This is a genomic window from Paraburkholderia aromaticivorans (assembly GCF_012689525.1).
GTDB classification, from domain to species: Bacteria; Pseudomonadota; Gammaproteobacteria; order Burkholderiales; family Burkholderiaceae; genus Paraburkholderia; species Paraburkholderia aromaticivorans_A.
In genome coordinates this window covers 3515734-3532157 of record NZ_CP051516.1, presented here as the reverse complement: position 1 = coordinate 3532157, position 16424 = coordinate 3515734, and the positions used below count along the sequence as shown (strand labels likewise).

The following is a 16424-nucleotide window of genomic DNA, read 5'->3' as shown; positions in this document are numbered from 1 at the left end:
TAGGTCCGGCAGGTCGGGGCGGATCAAACGTCGCGACGGCAGGCGAGCATGTAGTTCACGCTCGTGTCGGCGGACAGCGTGAAATGCTTGCTGAGCGGGTTATACACGATGCCTTTGATATCGGCCGTGCGCAGGTCGGCGGCGCGCACGAAGCTCGCCAGTTCCGACGGGCGAATGAAGCGCGCGTAGTCGTGCGTGCCCTTGGGCAGCATTCGCGCGATGTATTCGGCGCCGATCACGGCGAACAGGTACGACTTCACGTTGCGGTTCAGGGTGGAAAAGAACACCCAGCCGCCGGGTTTCACCAGCGTCTTGCACGCCTCGACGATGGCGGCTGGCCGAGGCACGTGCTCCAGCATTTCCATGCAGGTCACGACGTCGTACGTGCCCGGCTCGCGGGCGGCGAGCGCCTCGGCGGCGATCTCTTCGTAGTCGACGGTTACACCACTTTCAAGGCTGTGAAGATCGGCCACGCCCAAAGCTTGGGTCGACAGGTCGATGCCCTTCACGTGCGCACCCAAGCCGGCCATCGACTCGGACAGAATGCCGCCGCCGCAGCCGATATCCAGCACGGTCTTGCCCGCGAGATGCGCGTGCGTGTCGATCCAGCTCAGGCGAATCGGATTGAGTTCGTGCAACGGCTTGAATTCGGCATTCGGGTCCCACCAACGATGCGCAAGATCGCTAAATTTCTGCAGTTCGTGGGGATCGGCGTTGGTCATGGCGGAAGCTGCCTCGAAGAGAGCGGTGAGCGGGCGCTCGAGGATAAACCCTGAGTATATAGGTCGAGGGACGGAGCGGCAAAATGCCACCCGCTCGAGGTCCGGCCCGGTTCCCAATGCGGCGCCGCGTACGTGGCCGGACATAAAAAAAGCCCCGCCGAAGCGGGGCTTTGATACTGCGGTAATTTGTAGCTTACTGCTTCGAAGTACCGACAACTTCGACTTCCACGCGACGATCCGGTGCGAGGCAGGCGATGAGTTGCTTGTGGTTCTTCTGGTTGCAACCGGTCGTGACCGGGTTGCGCTTGCCCTTGCCTTCCGTATAGATACGGTTGGATTCGATGCCCTTGCTGACCAGGTATGCCTTCACAGCTTGAGCACGGCGCAGCGACAGACGGTCGTTGTACTTGTCCGAACCGATACGGTCCGTGTAACCCGTTGCGACGACGACTTCGAGGTTCAGCGCGCCGATCTTCGATGCCAGATCGTCCAGCTTTTCCTTGCCAGCCGGCTTCAGGATTGCCTTGTCAAAGTCAAACAGTGCGTCAGCTTGATACGTAATCTTCTGGCTAGTAATAGCCGGTGCAGGTGCGACCGGAGCCGGCGGAGTCGGAGCCTGGGCAACCAGCGCGCCATCGCACTTTGCGTTGGCCGTTGCCGGCGTCCAGAATGCATCGCGCCAGCACAGCTCGTTCGTGCCGTTCATCCACACGTATTCGCCGGTACCATTCACCCAGTTGTCGTTCGTAGCTTGTCGCGACGCCGGCACCGACTGTGCCATGGCGGATGCAGCCATAACCGCGGTAGCTGCAATGAACGCGAGCTTTGAAAGTTTATTCATATTTCTCCTCTCGAAATTGAGATTACCGCAGGTTTACTGCGAGCCTGTTGACGAAGACAAGTCATACATTGCTCGAAGTATAACATCGGTGTAGAACAAAAAACGTGCTGTGTAGACTTCGAGCAGTGTCTAACTCTTTGTGCGTTGGCATTTTGCCATATCGTTCCCTTCCAACGATAAAAAAATCCGCCCCCGATCGAATCACCCTCCAATTGTGGTGCATGCGCAACAAAAGCAATTCCCTGGAGGCTCCGCCAGTCATGGCTGAGCGGCGAATTGCCCCACGCACGAATCGAGCCTGACCGGTCTAAAAAATAAGCGTCGGGAAACGCTTCGTGCGCGTCCCACTAATAGGTATACGTACCTTCGTCGGGAGCGGATTCGCGGCATGTTAGAATCGCGTGATGCGTTGCGCCTGCAATGCTTACGCGAAGGCGCGGCGAATTGAAATTAAGCCGTCGTCTTGGCACGTAAAAGATACGGATAATGGATCAATTCGCCAAAGAGACTCTGCCAATCTCCCTAGAGGAGGAAATGCGCCGTTCGTATCTCGATTACGCGATGAGCGTGATCGTGGGGCGTGCGCTTCCCGATGTCCGCGATGGCCTGAAGCCGGTGCACCGGCGCGTGCTGTACGCGATGCACGAACTGAACAACGACTGGAATCGGGCGTACAAGAAGTCGGCGCGTATTGTCGGCGACGTCATCGGTAAATATCACCCGCACGGCGACACGGCTGTTTACGACACCATCGTCCGGATGGCGCAGAACTTCTCGCTGCGCTATATGCTGGTGGACGGTCAGGGCAATTTTGGCTCGGTCGACGGCGATAATGCCGCAGCCATGCGGTACACCGAAATCCGCATGGCGAAGATCGGCCACGAACTGCTGGCCGACATCGACAAGGAAACGGTCGACTTCACGCCGAACTACGACGGCAGCGAAAACGAACCGGCCATCCTGCCGGCGCGCATTCCCAATCTGCTGATCAATGGCTCGTCCGGCATCGCGGTCGGCATGGCGACCAACATCCCGCCGCACAACCTCAACGAGGTTGTCGACGCTTGCCAGCATTTGCTCAAGAACCCCGAAGCCACGATCGACGAACTGATCGAGATCATTCCGGCGCCCGACTTCCCGACCGCCGGCATCATCTACGGCGTGGCTGGCGTGCGCGACGGCTATCGCACCGGCCGCGGCCGCGTGCTGATGCGCGCGCTCACGCACTTCGAGGAAATCGATCGCGGCCAGCGCATGTCGATCATCGTCGACGAATTGCCGTACCAGGTGAACAAGCGCTCACTTCTGGAGCGTATCGCCGAGTTGGTCAACGAGAAAAAGCTCGAAGGCATTTCCGACATCCGCGACGAGTCCGACAAGAGCGGCATGCGCGTCGTGATCGAGCTGAAGCGCGGCGAAGTGCCGGAAGTCGTTCTGAACAATCTGTACAAGGCGACCCAGCTCCAGGACACGTTCGGCATGAACATGGTCGCGCTGGTCGACGGCCAGCCGAAGCTGCTGAACCTGAAGGAAATGCTGTCGTGCTTCCTGTCGCATCGCCGGGAAGTGTTGACGCGGCGCACGGTATACGAACTGCGCAAGGCGCGCGAACGCGGCCACGTGCTCGAAGGTCTGGCGGTTGCGCTCGCCAACATCGACGAGTTCATCGCGATCATCAAAGCCGCGCCGACTCCGCCGATCGCCAAGCAGGAATTGATGGCGCGTCCGTGGGATTCGTCGCTGGTGCGCGAGATGTTGTCGCGCGCCGAAACGGAAAACGCGACGGCGGGCGGTCGCGAAGCCTATCGTCCTGACGGATTGAATCCGTCGTTCGGTATGCAGTCCGACGGCCTCTACCGTCTGTCCGACACCCAGGCTCAGGAAATTCTGCAGATGCGTCTGCAGCGCCTGACCGGCCTGGAGCAGGACAAGATCATCGGCGAGTACCGCGAAGTCATGGCGCAAATCGCCGACCTGCTGGACATTCTGGCTCGCCCGGAACGCATTACGGCGATCATCGTCGACGAACTCACGTCGATCAAAGCCGAATTCGGCGACGCGCGCCGCTCGAAGATCGAGCTGAACGCCACCGAACTGAACACCGAAGATCTGATCACGCCGCAAGAGATGGTCGTGACCATGTCGCACGCCGGCTACGTGAAGTCGCAGCCGCTGTCGGAATACAGCGCGCAGAAGCGGGGTGGTCGCGGCAAACAGGCCACGGCGATGAAAGAAGACGACTGGATCGACACGCTGTTCATCGCGAACACGCACGATCACATTCTGTGCTTCTCGAATCGCGGTCGTGTCTATAGCGTGAAGGTCTATGAAGTGCCGCAAGGTTCGCGGAACTCGCGCGGCCGTCCGATCATCAATATCTTCCCGCTTCAGGACGGCGAAAAGATTACGGTTGTCCTGCCGGTCAAGGAATTTTCGGCTGACAAATTCGTCTTCATGGCCACCGCGTTAGGAACCGTAAAAAAGACGCCGCTGGAAGCCTTTGGCCGCGTATTGCGCAAGGGTATTATTGCGGTCGGTCTGGATGACGGCGATTACCTGATCGGCGCCGCCATTACAGACGGTCAGCACGACGTGATGCTGTTCTCGGATTCGGGCAAAGCGGTTCGCTTCGACGAGAACGACGTGCGTCCGATGGGCCGCGAAGCGCGCGGCGTGCGTGGCATGCAACTCGAAGACGGCCAGAACGTGATCGCGTTGCTGGTGGCCGGCGACGAGCAGGAGTCGGTGCTGACCGCAACGGAAAACGGTTTCGGCAAGCGCACGCCTATCGTCGAATACACGCGTCATGGCCGTGGCACGAAAGGCATGATCGCGATCCAGACGTCGGAGCGTAATGGCAAGGTCGTCGCCGCCACGCTGGTGGATCAGGAAGCGCAGATCATGTTGATCACCAATACTGGCGTGCTGATCCGTACGCGGGTCTCGGAAATTCGAGAAATGGGACGCGCAACCCAAGGTGTTACACTCATCAGCCTTGACGAAGGGACCAAGCTTTCAGGTCTGCAACAGGTCGCTGAGGCGGAGGCAGAGGGTGATGCCGAAGGCGACGCCGAAGGTCCCGCAGAAGGTGACAACGGTGGCGAAGAAGGCGGTGCGGCCTGATTCGCGTCAGCGTCTTACAGTCTCAGTGATTAGTTGAAAGCTGCGCCGGGAATAATGGCGTGTCGGGCTGATACGTGTCCCGCGCGGCTTGCTGCTCAAGTTCATTTCTATTAGGGAGTAATGATGCAAAAACGATTCAAACAACTGATGTTGCTGGCTGCCCTCGTGCCGACCTTTGCCATGGCTCAAGCGCTTCAGAGCCCGGCTCCGGCGGCTCCGGCTGCTGCCGCAGCACCGGTTGATCCGGCCAAGCAGGCTGCAATCAAGGACCTGTTGGACGCAATCGACGCGCAGAAGCTCGTCGGCGCGATCGGCAACAGCGCCCAGATGCAAGCCAAGCAGCTGGTTCCGGCCATCCTGTCGGACGCGCTGAGCGAAAACAAGACGATGACGGACAAGCAGAAGCAGGCTTCCGTCCCGACGCTGCAAAAGAACGCAGTGCCGAAGCTGGTTGACGGCGCAGGCCAGGTGTTCGCCACGGACAATTTCCGTCAGGACGCCATGCAAGCTCAGTACGACGCGTACGCGAAGTACTACAGCACGTCGGAAATCAAGGATCTGACGGCGTTCTACAAGAGCCCGACCGGCCGCAAGTTCATCCAGGTGCAAGACCAGGTTGGCCGCGACGTCGTGAACGGCTTGATGCAAAAGTACATGCCGCAATCGATCAAGGCAACGCGTGACCAGGCCGACAAGGAAGTCGCTTCGGTCAAGCCGGCTAAGTAATCTTAGTCAACAAGCAAAAGGTCGAAAGGCTGCGCTGACATCGCGCTAGCCGCCGCCTGGCAGGTCCGCCTCGTAGGCTCGATGGCGCGCTGGGTTTGGCGGCTTGGCGGTGACAATGCGATAATGGCCGTTTGCGCACACGCGCAGACGGCCATTTTCTTTTTCGGCGCGAAATGGTCCGAAATCCGCGTCAGAAAATCGCGCCGGCAAAAATTGCGTTGTCAGCTTCACGGTGGTTGTTTGCCCGGCTGCCAACTTCGCCGATCTTTGCGCGTTTTTCCTTTTTTTGCGCCTGCTTCCAGGATCTCACGATGCGCGTCTTTAATTTCTCCGCCGGCCCCGCGGCCATGCCCGAAGAAGTGCTGAGTCAAGCCGCCGACGAAATGCTCGATTGGCAAGGCAGCGGCATGAGCGTGATGGAAATGAGCCATCGCGGGAAAGAGTTCATGTCGATCCACGAGGAAGCGCTCGTCGATTTGCGCGACCTGCTCGAGGTGCCTGCGAGCCATCGCATTCTGTTCCTGCAAGGCGGTGGTCTCGGCGAGAACGCAATCGTGCCGATGAATCTGATGGGCGCGAAGCCGCGCGCGGATTTCATCGTGACGGGTTCCTGGTCGCAGAAGTCATTCAAGGAAGCGCAGAAGTACGGCACCGTACATCTGGCGGCGAGCGGTCAGACGGCCGACGGTTTCACGCGCGCGCCCGCGCGCTCGGAATGGCAACTGTCGGACGACCCGGCTTACGTGCATCTGTGCACGAACGAGACGATCCACGGCGTCGAGACGTTCGAGATTCCCGATCTCAGCGATATTCCGCTCGTGGCCGACGCCTCGTCGCATATCCTGTCGCGTCCCATGGACATCGCCAAATACGGCGTGCTGTTCGGCGGCGCGCAGAAGAACATCGGCATGGCCGGCGTGACGGTGGTGATCGTGCGCGAAGACATGCTGGATCGTGCGCAATCGATCTGCCCGTCGGCGTTCGAATGGAAGACCGTCGCCGAAAACAATTCGATGTACAACACGCCGCCCACGTACGCAATCTACATCGCCGGGCTGGTGTTCAAGTGGTTGAAGAAGCAGGGCGGCCTTGCCGCGATGGAAGCGCGTAATCTCGAGAAGTCGAAACTGCTGTACGACGCGATCGACTCGAGCCGCTTCTATCTGAACAAGGTCGAACGTGGCTCGCGCTCGCGGATGAACGTACCGTTTTTCCTCGCCGACGAGTCGCGCAACGAAGATTTCCTGGCCGGCGCGAAAGCGCGGGGAATGGTGCAGCTAAAGGGCCACAAGTCCGTCGGCGGCATGCGGGCGTCGATTTATAACGCCGTCCCGCTCGAGGGCGTCAAAGCGCTTGTCGAATACATGAAGGAATTCGAACAGCGCAGCGCCTGAGCCACACTGGCTAGCAGGCGCGCGCATCCTTTCCAGCAGTTACCCGGCAGGGCCGTTTTCACGCATGGACGACGAACTCAATACCCGACTCAAACCACTTCGCGAACGCATCGACGCGCTCGACGCGCAGTTGATCGCGCTTCTCAATCAGCGCGCCGCCGTGGCGCTCGAAGTGGGCGAAGTCAAGAAGCATTTCAACGCGCCGGTGTTCCGGCCCGAGCGTGAACAGCAGGTGATCGCGCGCCTGCAGGACATGAGCGAAGGGCCGCTCGCGGGTGAGCATATCAGCGCGATCTGGCGCGAGATCATGGCCGCGAGCCGCGCGCTCGAGAAGACCATCAAGGCTGCATACCTCGGCCCGGTCGGCACCTACAGCGAACAGGCGATGCACGAATACTTCGGTCAGTCGATCGAAGGCCTGCCGTGTCCGTCGATCGACGAAGTGTTTCGCTCGGTCGAAGCCGGCGCCGCGGAATTCGGCGTCGTGCCGGTCGAGAATTCGACCGAAGGCGCGGTGTCGCGCACGCTCGATCTGCTGTTGCAAACGCAACTCACGATTGGCGGCGAACTGGCTTTGCCAATCCACCACAATCTGTTGACGCTGAACGGCGGCCTCACTGGCGTGACGCGCGTGTGCGCGCATGCGCAGGCGCTCGCCCAATGCCAGCGCTGGCTGTCGACCAACGCGCCGCATCTCGAGCGCCAGGCTGTGTCGAGCAATGCCGAAGCGGCACGCATTGCAGCGGAGGATCCGACCGTGGCGGCGATCGCCGGCGATCGCGCCGCGACCCATTACGGCCTGCAAGTGGCGTATGCGCTGATTCAGGACGATCCGCACAACCGCACGCGCTTCGTGATGATCGGCAAGCAGCCGGCCGGCCCGAGCGGTTATGACCAGACGTCGCTGATTGTGTCGGTCGTGAACGAACCGGGCGCGATGGTCAAGCTGCTGGAGCCGCTGGCGCGTCACAGCGTGTCCATGACCCGCTTCGAATCGCGCCCGGCGCGCGTCGGCACGTGGGAGTACTACTTCTACATCGACGTCGAAGGGCATCGCGACGATCCGGCGGTCGCCGCCGCGCTCACCGAACTCGGCGAGAAGGCCGCGTTCCTGAAGATTCTGGGCTCGTATCCGCGCGCCCGTTAATGAAATTCAAGCGGACATTCAAGCGGCGGCCCGCAGCATCGCGTGGCGGCCGCCGCGCATTCAATTACTCATAGTCGTTCGGAGATTCTCATGACAGCGTCTTTCGGTCCTTCCTACGTGCGCGCGATTGCGCCTTACATCGCAGGCAAACCGATTTCGGAAGTGGCCCGCGAGTTCGGTCTGGACGAAGCGACCATCGTGAAACTCGCGTCGAACGAAAATCCGCTCGGCATGCCGGAGTCGGCGCAGCGCGCCATGGCGCAGGCCGCGAGCGAACTGGGCCGCTACCCGGACGCAAATGCGTTCGAGTTGAAGGCGGCGCTGAGCGAGCGCTACGGCGTGCCGGCCGACTGGGTCACGCTCGGCAACGGCAGCAACGACATCCTCGAAATCGCCGCGCACGCGTTTGTGGAAAAGGGTCAGTCGATCGTCTATGCACAGTACTCGTTCGCGGTTTACGCGTTGGCCACGCAAGGCTTGGGCGCGCGCGCGATTGTCGTGCCGGCTGTCAAATACGGTCACGATCTCGACGCGATGCTCGCCGCCGTCACCGACGACACGCGCCTGATTTTCGTCGCCAATCCGAACAACCCGACCGGCACGTTTATCGAAGGCCCGAAGCTCGAGGCGTTTCTCGACAAGGTGCCGCGCAACGTGGTCGTCGTGCTGGACGAGGCGTACACGGAATATCTGCCGGAAGAGAAGCGCTACGACTCGATCGCGTGGGTGCGCCGCTATCCGAATCTGCTGGTGTCGCGCACGTTCTCGAAGGCCTTCGGCCTCGCGGGTTTGCGCGTGGGTTTCGCGATCGCACAACCTGAACTGACCGATTTGCTCAATCGTGTGCGTCAGCCGTTCAATGTGAACACGCTCGCGCAAGCCGCGGCGATCGCCGCGCTGAACGACAAGGCGTTTCTGGAAAAGAGCGCGGCGCTGAACGCGCAGGGCTATCGCCGTCTGACTGAAGCGTTCGACAAGCTCGGCCTGGAGTATGTGCCGTCGGATGGCAACTTCGTGCTGGTGCGTGTCGGCAACGACGATGCGGCCGGCAATCGCGTCAACCTCGAATTGCTGAAGCAAGGCGTGATCGTCCGTCCGGTCGGTAACTACGGTTTGCCGCAGTGGCTGCGCATCACGATCGGCCTACCGGAAGAAAACGAAGCATTTATCGCGGCGCTCGAAAAGACGCTCGCCACCGCGTAAGCGGTAACCCTTGACCCGCGCGCCTCGTCGGCATGAAAGGCGCGCTTTATCTGTGACCGACGTGGCCGCGTTTTCATTTAACAAGCTGGTAATTTTCGGTGTCGGCCTGATCGGCGGATCGCTTGCGCGCGCGTTGCGCGAGCGCGGTGAGGCCGAGGGTGCGCGCAAGATGATCGGTGTCGGGCGTTCGTCCGCATCGACTGAGCGCGCTCTGGAGCTGGGTGTGATCGACGGTTCGGCGGCGCTGAACGACGACGCTGCACTCATTGAAGCGCTTAGCGGCGCCGACTTCGTGCTGCTGGCCGCGCCCGTCGCGCAGACGCAGCCGCTGCTCGAACGCATCGCTCCGTTTCTCGATGCCGCGACGATCGTCACCGACGCCGGCAGCACCAAATCGGACGTGGTCGCCGCTGCCCGCGCGGCGCTCGGCGCGCGCATCGGCCAGTTCGTGCCGGGGCATCCGATTGCCGGCCGCGAGGCAAGCGGTGTGGAAGCGGCCTTGCCCGACCTGTATGTGGGCCGCAATGTGGTGTTGTGCCCGCTACCTGAGAACGCGCCCGCCGACGTGGAGCGCGTCGCGGCGATGTGGCGCGCCACGGGCGCGCTCGTGCGCAACATGGCGCCCGAGCAGCACGACCGCGTGCTCGCGTCGGTCAGCCATTTGCCGCACGTGCTCTCGTTCGCGCTGGTCGAGCAGATTCTCAATTCGCCCGACGCCGCGCTGAAATTCTCGTTCGCTGCGGGCGGTTTTCGCGACTTCACGCGCATTGCCGCGTCGAGCCCGGAAATGTGGCGTGACGTGTGCGTGGCCAATCGCGTCGCGCTACTCGATGAACTCGACGCCTACACGGTCGTGCTCGCGCGCCTGCGCGCCGCCATCGAAGCCGCCGACGGCGCCGCCCTCGAAACCGTGTTCGCGCGCTCGCGCGTGGCGCGCACCGAATGGCAGGAACAGCGCGCGGCCGGCGTCGCCAATAGCGACGCGTCGAAATAACCGGAAACTGGACTCAATCATGGAATTCCTCGATCTCGGACCGTTTTCCCGCGCGTCCGGCACGGTTCGTCTGCCTGGCTCGAAGAGCATTTCGAACCGGGTGCTGCTGCTCGCCGCGCTCGCCGAAGGCGAAACGACGATCACGAATCTGCTCGACTCCGACGACACCCGCGTGATGCTCGACGCGCTCGAAAAGCTCGGCGTGCGTCTGAAGCGCGACGGCGACACCTGCGTCGTGACCGGCACGCGCGGCGCGTTTACGGCGCGCACGGCCGACCTGTTTCTCGGCAACGCCGGCACGGCGGTGCGTCCGCTGACGGCGGCGCTGGCGGTCAACGGCGGCGACTACCGCATCCATGGCGTGCCGCGCATGCACGAGCGGCCGATCGGCGATCTGGTCGACGGCCTGCGCCAGCTCGGCGCGAAGATCGATTACGAAGAGAACGAAGGCTATCCGCCGCTGCGAATCCGCCCGGGGCAAATCAACGCCGACGCGCCGATCACCGTGCGCGGCGACGTGTCGAGCCAGTTCCTGACCTCGCTGCTCATGACGCTGCCGCTTTTGCGCACCGAGAGCGGCGTTAGCACCGTGCAGGTGGACGGCGAGCTCATCTCGAAGCCGTACATCGAGATCACCATCAAGCTGATGGAGCGCTTCGGCATCAAGGTCGAACGCCATGGCTGGCATCAGTTCGTCGTGCCGGCGGGGCAGCGGTATCAGTCGCCGGGCACGATCATGGTGGAGGGCGATGCGTCGTCCGCTTCGTATTTCCTCGCGGCCGGCGCGCTTGGCGGCGGGCCGCTGAAAGTGGAGGGCGTCGGCCGGGCCAGCATCCAGGGCGACGTCGGCTTTGCCGATGCGCTCATCAAGATGGGCGCGAACCTGCAGATGGGCGACGACTGGATCGAAGTGCGCGGTGTCGGCCACGACAGCGGCAAGCTCGAGCCGATCGACATGGACTGCAACCTGATTCCCGATGCCGCGATGACGATCGCCGTCGCGGCGCTGTTCGCGGACGGCGCGACCACGTTGCGCAACATCGCGAGCTGGCGTGTGAAGGAAACCGACCGGCTCGCCGCGATGGCAACGGAGCTTCGCAAGGTCGGCGCCAAAGTGCAGGAGGGCGAGGATTATCTCGTCATCGAACCGCCTGAAAAGCTGACTCCGAACGCCGCTATCGACACCTACGACGATCACCGCATGGCCATGTGCTTCTCGCTGGTGAGTCTCGGCGGCGTGCCGGTGCGGATCAACGACCCGAAGTGCGTCGGCAAGACGTTTCCCGATTATTTCGAGCGCTTCGCCGCGCTCGCTCAACCCTGATTCGCCCCCGAATCGACTGACGTGCGACTTTTTCGATGAAACCGACCCGCCCCTTTCACCAGACGCCCGTCATTACGATCGACGGCCCGAGTGCCTCCGGCAAAGGCACCGTGGCCGCGCTGGTGGCCGCGAGCCTCGGCTTCCACTTGTTGGATAGCGGCGCGCTGTACCGTCTCGCCGCGCTTGCGAGCCTGCGCTACAACATTTCGGGCAACGACGCCCCCGCCCTTGCAAGACTGATCGACGAGCTGCACATCACGTTTCGCGAAGGACTGGCGCAGCTCGACGGCGTCGACGTCTCGGCGGAGATTCGCGCCGAGGAAGTCGGCGGCCGCGCCTCGGCGATCGCCGTGCATGCGCCGGTGCGCACCGCACTGGTGGCGCGCCAGCGGGCTTTCCGTAAGGAACCGGGGCTGGTCGCCGACGGCCGCGACATGGGCACGGTGATCTTCCAGGACGCCGTGCTGAAGGTGTTCATGACCGCCAGCGTTGAGGCCCGCGCGGCGCGCCGGCATAAGCAATTGATCCAAAAAGGATTTTCTGCTAATATAGATGACTTGCTCCGGGATTTGCGTGAGCGCGACGAACGTGACAGTCAGCGTGCAGCCGCGCCACTCAAGCCCGCAGCGGATGCAAAGCTGCTTGATACCTCCGCATTGTCGGTCGACCAGGCGGTCGAGCAAGTGGTGCAGTGGTATGAAGCTTTAGTCCCGCATGCCTGATGAAAGTACGAGTTGTGCGTCAGGTATGGGCGCAGTAGAAGTCCGTTGTCAGTAGGTGCTTCGCGATCGTCGTGGAGCGTTGTGTTTAACCCTTTAACCCCGCGTGGCATTCGCACTCTAGCCGAAGTTGCTGACCGTCCGGCCAGCCGGGCACCGCGAGAACCATGCAAATTTTGATTTTTATGTCCGACCTGCAAACCTCTACCCCGAATACCGAATCTTTTGCGGCTCTGTTCGAAGAGTCGCTGACCAAGCAAGACATGCGCGCCGGCGAAGTGATCTCCGCCGAAGTCGTGCGTGTTGACCACAACTTCGTGGTCGTCAACGCTGGTCTCAAGTCCGAAGCCTACATCCCGCTCGAAGAGTTCCTGAACGACGCGGGCGAGGTAGAAGTGCAGGCGGGCGACTTCGTTTCCGTCGCGATCGACGCGCTGGAAAACGGCTATGGCGACACGATCCTGTCGCGCGACAAGGCGAAGCGCCTGGCTTCGTGGCTGTCGCTGGAAAAGGCTCTCGACAACAACGAACTCGTGACCGGCACGATCACGGGCAAGGTCAAGGGCGGCATGACCGTCATGGTCAACGGCATCCGCGCGTTCCTGCCGGGTTCGCTGGTCGACACGCGTCCGGTCAAGGACACGACCCCGTACGAAGGCAAGACGCTGGAATTCCGCGTCATCAAGCTCGACCGCAAGCGTAACAACGTCGTGCTGTCGCGCCGTGCCGTGATCGAAGCCACGCAAGGCGAAGAGCGCGCAAAGCTGCTCGAAACGCTGAAGGAAGGCGCGATCGTGGAAGGCGTGGTGAAGAACATCACGGATTACGGCGCGTTCGTGGACCTCGGCGGTATCGACGGCCTGCTGCACATCACCGACATCGCATGGCGTCGTGTGCGTCACCCGAGCGAAGTGCTGTCGGTTGGTCAGGAAGTCACCGCGAAGATCCTCAAGTTCGATCAAGAGAAGAACCGCGTTTCGCTGGGCATCAAGCAACTGGGCGACGATCCGTGGGAAGGCATCTCGCGCCGTTACCCGTCGGGCACGCGCCTGTTCGGTAAGGTCACCAACATCACCGACTACGGCGCATTCGTCGAAGTCGAATCGGGCATCGAAGGCCTGGTTCACGTGTCGGAAATGGACTGGACGAACAAGAACGTTGCACCGTCGAAGGTTGTGCAACTGGGTGACGAAGTCGAAGTCATGGTTCTCGAAATCGACGAAGACCGCCGCCGTATCAGCCTTGGCATGAAGCAATGCAAGCCGAACCCGTGGGATGACTTCAGCCGCAACTTCAAGAAGGGCGACAAGCTGCAAGGCGCAATCAAGTCGATCACCGACTTCGGCGTCTTCATCGGTCTGCCGGGCGGCATCGACGGTCTGGTTCACCTGTCGGACCTGTCGTGGAGCGAAACGGGCGAAGAAGCAGTTCGCAAGTACAAGAAGGGCGACGAAGTGGAAGCGATCGTTCTCGGCATCGACGTCGAGAAGGAACGCATTTCGCTGGGTATCAAGCAGCTCGAAGGCGACCCGTTCAGCAACTTCGTTGCCATGAACGACAAGGGTTCGATCGTCGACGGCGTGGTCAAGACGGTGGACGCGAAGGGTGCCGTGGTTCAGCTGTCGACGGAAGTCGAAGGCTACCTGCGCGCTTCGGAACTGTCGCAAGACCGCGTGGAAGATGCTCGCAACGTGCTGAAGGACGGCGACAAGGTCAACGCGATGATCATCAACATCGATCGCAAGTCGCGTGGCATCAACCTGTCGATCAAGGCCAAGGATTCGGCTGAGCAACAGGAAGCGATCCGCGGCCTGGCTTCGTCGGACTCGAGCTCGGCTGCCACCGGCACGACGAACCTCGGCGCGCTGTTGAAGGCCAAGCTCGACGGCCAGAACCAGTAAGCCTGAGAGGTCTGCTGCAGTATGACCAAATCGGAATTGGTCGCCCAGCTGGCTGCGCGATTTCCGCAACTTGTCCTTAAAGATGCGGATTTCGCGGTGAAGACGATGCTTGATGCGATGTCGGAGGCACTTGCCAACGGTCATCGCATCGAAATTCGCGGCTTCGGCAGCTTCGGCCTTAACCGCCGTCCCTCCCGCGTCGGGCGTAATCCGAAGTCGGGCGAGAAGGTGCTGGTACCTGAGAAGTACGTACCGCACTTCAAGCCGGGCAAGGAATTGCGCGAGCGGGTAGATCGTCGCGCGGGTGAGCCGTTGAAGGCCGAAGAGCCGGATGACGACCTGTAAATGCTTCGCTGTGCTGTTTGCAGCGTGGCATTGGTAGCGTCAGCGGCCAAAGCCAGTCGGCAAAAGACCAGAAAAAGCGCCTTCGGGCGCTTTTTTTTCGTTTATACGTTCGGCACTTTGCGCCGCGAAGTTCCGTCCCGCTTGACGCATGGCCCGCAAGCACGGCCCGCAAGCATGGCCGTCGAACCCGGACAAACTGGCACGTCCGCCCGCGAATCCGTCTGCGGCAAGATAAAACCGCGTAAGCCCCCAATCCGCCAGTTCCTGCCCAGCCGCGAGGGCTTCAATTACAATACGGGTCACTTCGGCGCGGGCAACACCGTGGCGCGACGCGTCATCAAGCCGGCGTCACCCCGCAACTGCCGTCAAGAGACCTATTCATGAAATTTATCGTCTGGTTGATCCGTGTGCTGGTGTTCGTGCTGCTGCTGGTGCTGGCGCTCGCCAATACACAACCTGCTACGCTGAATTTCCTCGCCGGCTACGCATGGTCGGCGCCGTTGATCCTGATCGGCCTCGCGTTCTTCGTGGTGGGGCTGTTGGCCGGGCTGGTGTCATCGATGCCGGCCATGCTGCGCTTGCGCATGGAAAACGGCCGGCTCAAGCGCGAGTTGCGGGTGGCGCGCGAAACCCCGGTCGTGGTCGAACAACCGCCCATGCCGCCGCTGATCTGAATGCCTTCCGTCGCGCGCCTTGAGCGCGGCTTTCCGTTTTCGCTTTCCCGCACATTTGCATTAATCGCATGGATCTAGACTTCTGGTGGCTGCTCGTCATACCCGTCGCGTTCGCGTTCGGCTGGATGGCCGCGCGCTACGACCTCAAGACGCTGCTGTCCGAAAGCGCCAATCTGCCGCGCTCGTATTTCCGCGGCCTGAACTTCCTGCTCAACGAGCAGCCGGACCAGGCGATCGACGCGTTCATCGAAGTGGTCAAGCTCGATCCGGAAACGGTCGAGCTGCACTTCGCGCTGGGCAATCTGTTCCGGCGCCGTGGTGAAACGGATCGCGCGATTCGCGTGCATCAGAATCTGTTGAGCCGCGCCGACCTGCCGGTCAGCGAGCGCGATCACGCGCTCTACGAGTTGGGGCAAGACTTCCTGAAAGCGGGTCTGCTCGATCGCGCGGAAGAAACGTTCCGCTCGCTCGAAACCGGCGACTACGCGTTGGGCGCGCAGCGCGCGCTCCTCACCATCTACGAAATCGAGAAAGACTGGGTCAAGTCGATCGACACGGCACGTCATCTGGAAACGATGGGCGCGGAGTCGCTCGACAAGGAAATTGCACAGTTCCACTGCGAACTCGCCCAGGAAGCTTTACAACAGAAGAAGCCGGACGAAGCCCGCCGCCAGCTCGGCTTCGCGCTGAAGGCGAACCCGACCAACGTGCGCGCCACGATCCTGTTCGGCGACGTCGACGCCGCCGGCGGCGCGCCGGAAGCGGCCATCGCCCAATGGCGGCGCGTGGAGGAGCAGAATCCGGCCTATTTGCCGCTGGTCGCGGAAAAGCTGATGAAGGCCTACGAGGCGCTCGGCCGCCCGCAAGACGGCGCCGATCTGCTCACCACGTGGGTGGACCGCTATCCGACCAACGACCTGCTCGATGTTGCCTATCAGCACGTCGCATCGCTGCGCGGACCCGACGCCGCCCATGCACTGGCGCGCTCGCAAATGCAGAAGTCGCCGAATCTGGCGGGTATGACGCGGCTGCTTGAAGCGCAAGAAGCCGTCGCGGAAGAACCGCGGCGCAGCGAACTCGAACTGATGCGCACGCTGATCCGCCAGCGCACCAAAAATCTGCCACGGTATACGTGCCAGAATTGCGGTTTCAGGGCGCGGCTTTTCTATTGGCAATGCCCGGGTTGCAGCGGTTGGGAAACCTATGCGCCGCGTCGCGTCGAGCCGATCACCGCATCGAACTGATGCTCGCGCGGCAACACTGGCTTCGGCCGCGCGGTCGCGGTCGCGCCGCCGCCCGGCGCATGGCGAC

15 protein-coding genes are annotated in these 16424 nt (G+C 61.7%); 13 read left to right on the top strand and 2 right to left on the bottom strand.

What is annotated here, in order from left to right; translation table 11 throughout:
• Positions 1-23 precede the first annotated feature (23 nt).
• Positions 24-722, bottom strand: a complete 699-nt coding sequence (gene ubiG, locus HF916_RS44075; RefSeq protein ID WP_168794894.1) for a bifunctional 2-polyprenyl-6-hydroxyphenol methylase/3-demethylubiquinol 3-O-methyltransferase UbiG — start codon at positions 720-722, stop codon at positions 24-26.
• Between the two features lie 193 nt (positions 723-915).
• Positions 916-1563 (bottom strand): outer membrane protein OmpA, encoded by a 648-nt coding sequence (gene ompA, locus HF916_RS44070; RefSeq protein WP_028200089.1) that lies wholly within the window; start codon positions 1561-1563, stop codon positions 916-918.
• 486 nt (positions 1564-2049) lie between these two features.
• Here ompA and gyrA point away from each other — a divergent pair, with 486 nt between their 5' ends.
• The 13 genes from gyrA to lapB all read left to right on the top strand — a co-directional run bounded on the left by gyrA (position 2050) and on the right by lapB (position 16357).
• Complete coding sequence (gyrA, locus tag HF916_RS44065; protein WP_168794893.1) at positions 2050-4686, top strand: DNA gyrase subunit A; 2637 nt, start codon at positions 2050-2052, stop codon at positions 4684-4686.
• A 123-nt stretch (positions 4687-4809) separates the two neighbouring features.
• Positions 4810-5412 carry a DUF2059 domain-containing protein gene (locus HF916_RS44060; protein WP_168794892.1) on the top strand — a complete coding sequence of 201 codons (603 nt, stop codon included), beginning with the start codon at positions 4810-4812 and terminating at the stop codon, positions 5410-5412.
• A gap of 311 nt (positions 5413-5723) precedes the next feature.
• Entirely contained in the window at positions 5724-6806 is a 1083-nt protein-coding gene (serC, locus tag HF916_RS44050) for a 3-phosphoserine/phosphohydroxythreonine transaminase (protein ID WP_168794890.1), read from the top strand.
• 64 nt (positions 6807-6870) lie between these two features.
• A complete protein-coding gene (gene pheA / locus HF916_RS44045; protein WP_168794889.1) occupies positions 6871-7953 on the top strand; it encodes a prephenate dehydratase in 1083 nt (360 codons plus the stop codon).
• A gap of 90 nt (positions 7954-8043) precedes the next feature.
• The gene (gene hisC, locus HF916_RS44040) at positions 8044-9156 is read left to right on the top strand and encodes a histidinol-phosphate transaminase (protein ID WP_168794888.1); all 1113 of its coding nucleotides are present in this window, start codon (positions 8044-8046) and stop codon (positions 9154-9156) included.
• 52 nt (positions 9157-9208) lie between these two features.
• Positions 9209-10150 (top strand): prephenate dehydrogenase, encoded by a 942-nt coding sequence (locus tag HF916_RS44035; protein ID WP_168794887.1) that lies wholly within the window; start codon positions 9209-9211, stop codon positions 10148-10150.
• A gap of 19 nt (positions 10151-10169) precedes the next feature.
• On the top strand, positions 10170-11474 hold the full coding sequence (gene aroA, locus HF916_RS44030; RefSeq protein ID WP_168794886.1) for a 3-phosphoshikimate 1-carboxyvinyltransferase: 1305 nt from the start codon (positions 10170-10172) through the stop codon (positions 11472-11474).
• 35 nt (positions 11475-11509) lie between these two features.
• A complete protein-coding gene (cmk, locus tag HF916_RS44025; RefSeq protein WP_168794885.1) occupies positions 11510-12196 on the top strand; it encodes a (d)CMP kinase in 687 nt (228 codons plus the stop codon).
• Positions 12197-12360: 164 nt separating this feature from the next.
• Complete coding sequence (gene rpsA, locus HF916_RS44020) at positions 12361-14094, top strand: 30S ribosomal protein S1 (RefSeq protein ID WP_168794884.1); 1734 nt, start codon at positions 12361-12363, stop codon at positions 14092-14094.
• 21 nt (positions 14095-14115) lie between these two features.
• Entirely contained in the window at positions 14116-14439 is a 324-nt protein-coding gene (locus HF916_RS44015) for an integration host factor subunit beta (protein ID WP_012433973.1), read from the top strand.
• A 174-nt stretch (positions 14440-14613) separates the two neighbouring features.
• The gene (locus HF916_RS44010; RefSeq protein ID WP_168794883.1) at positions 14614-14823 is read left to right on the top strand and encodes a hypothetical protein; all 210 of its coding nucleotides are present in this window, start codon (positions 14614-14616) and stop codon (positions 14821-14823) included.
• Positions 14820-15113: a LapA family protein gene (locus HF916_RS44005; RefSeq protein ID WP_012433972.1), complete on the top strand. Its 294-nt coding sequence runs from the start codon at positions 14820-14822 to the stop codon at positions 15111-15113. The genes HF916_RS44010 and HF916_RS44005 overlap by 4 nt, the downstream gene beginning before the upstream one ends.
• Before the next feature lie 68 nt (positions 15114-15181).
• On the top strand, positions 15182-16357 hold the full coding sequence (lapB, locus tag HF916_RS44000; protein WP_168794882.1) for a lipopolysaccharide assembly protein LapB: 1176 nt from the start codon (positions 15182-15184) through the stop codon (positions 16355-16357).
• Positions 16358-16424 lie beyond the last annotated feature (67 nt).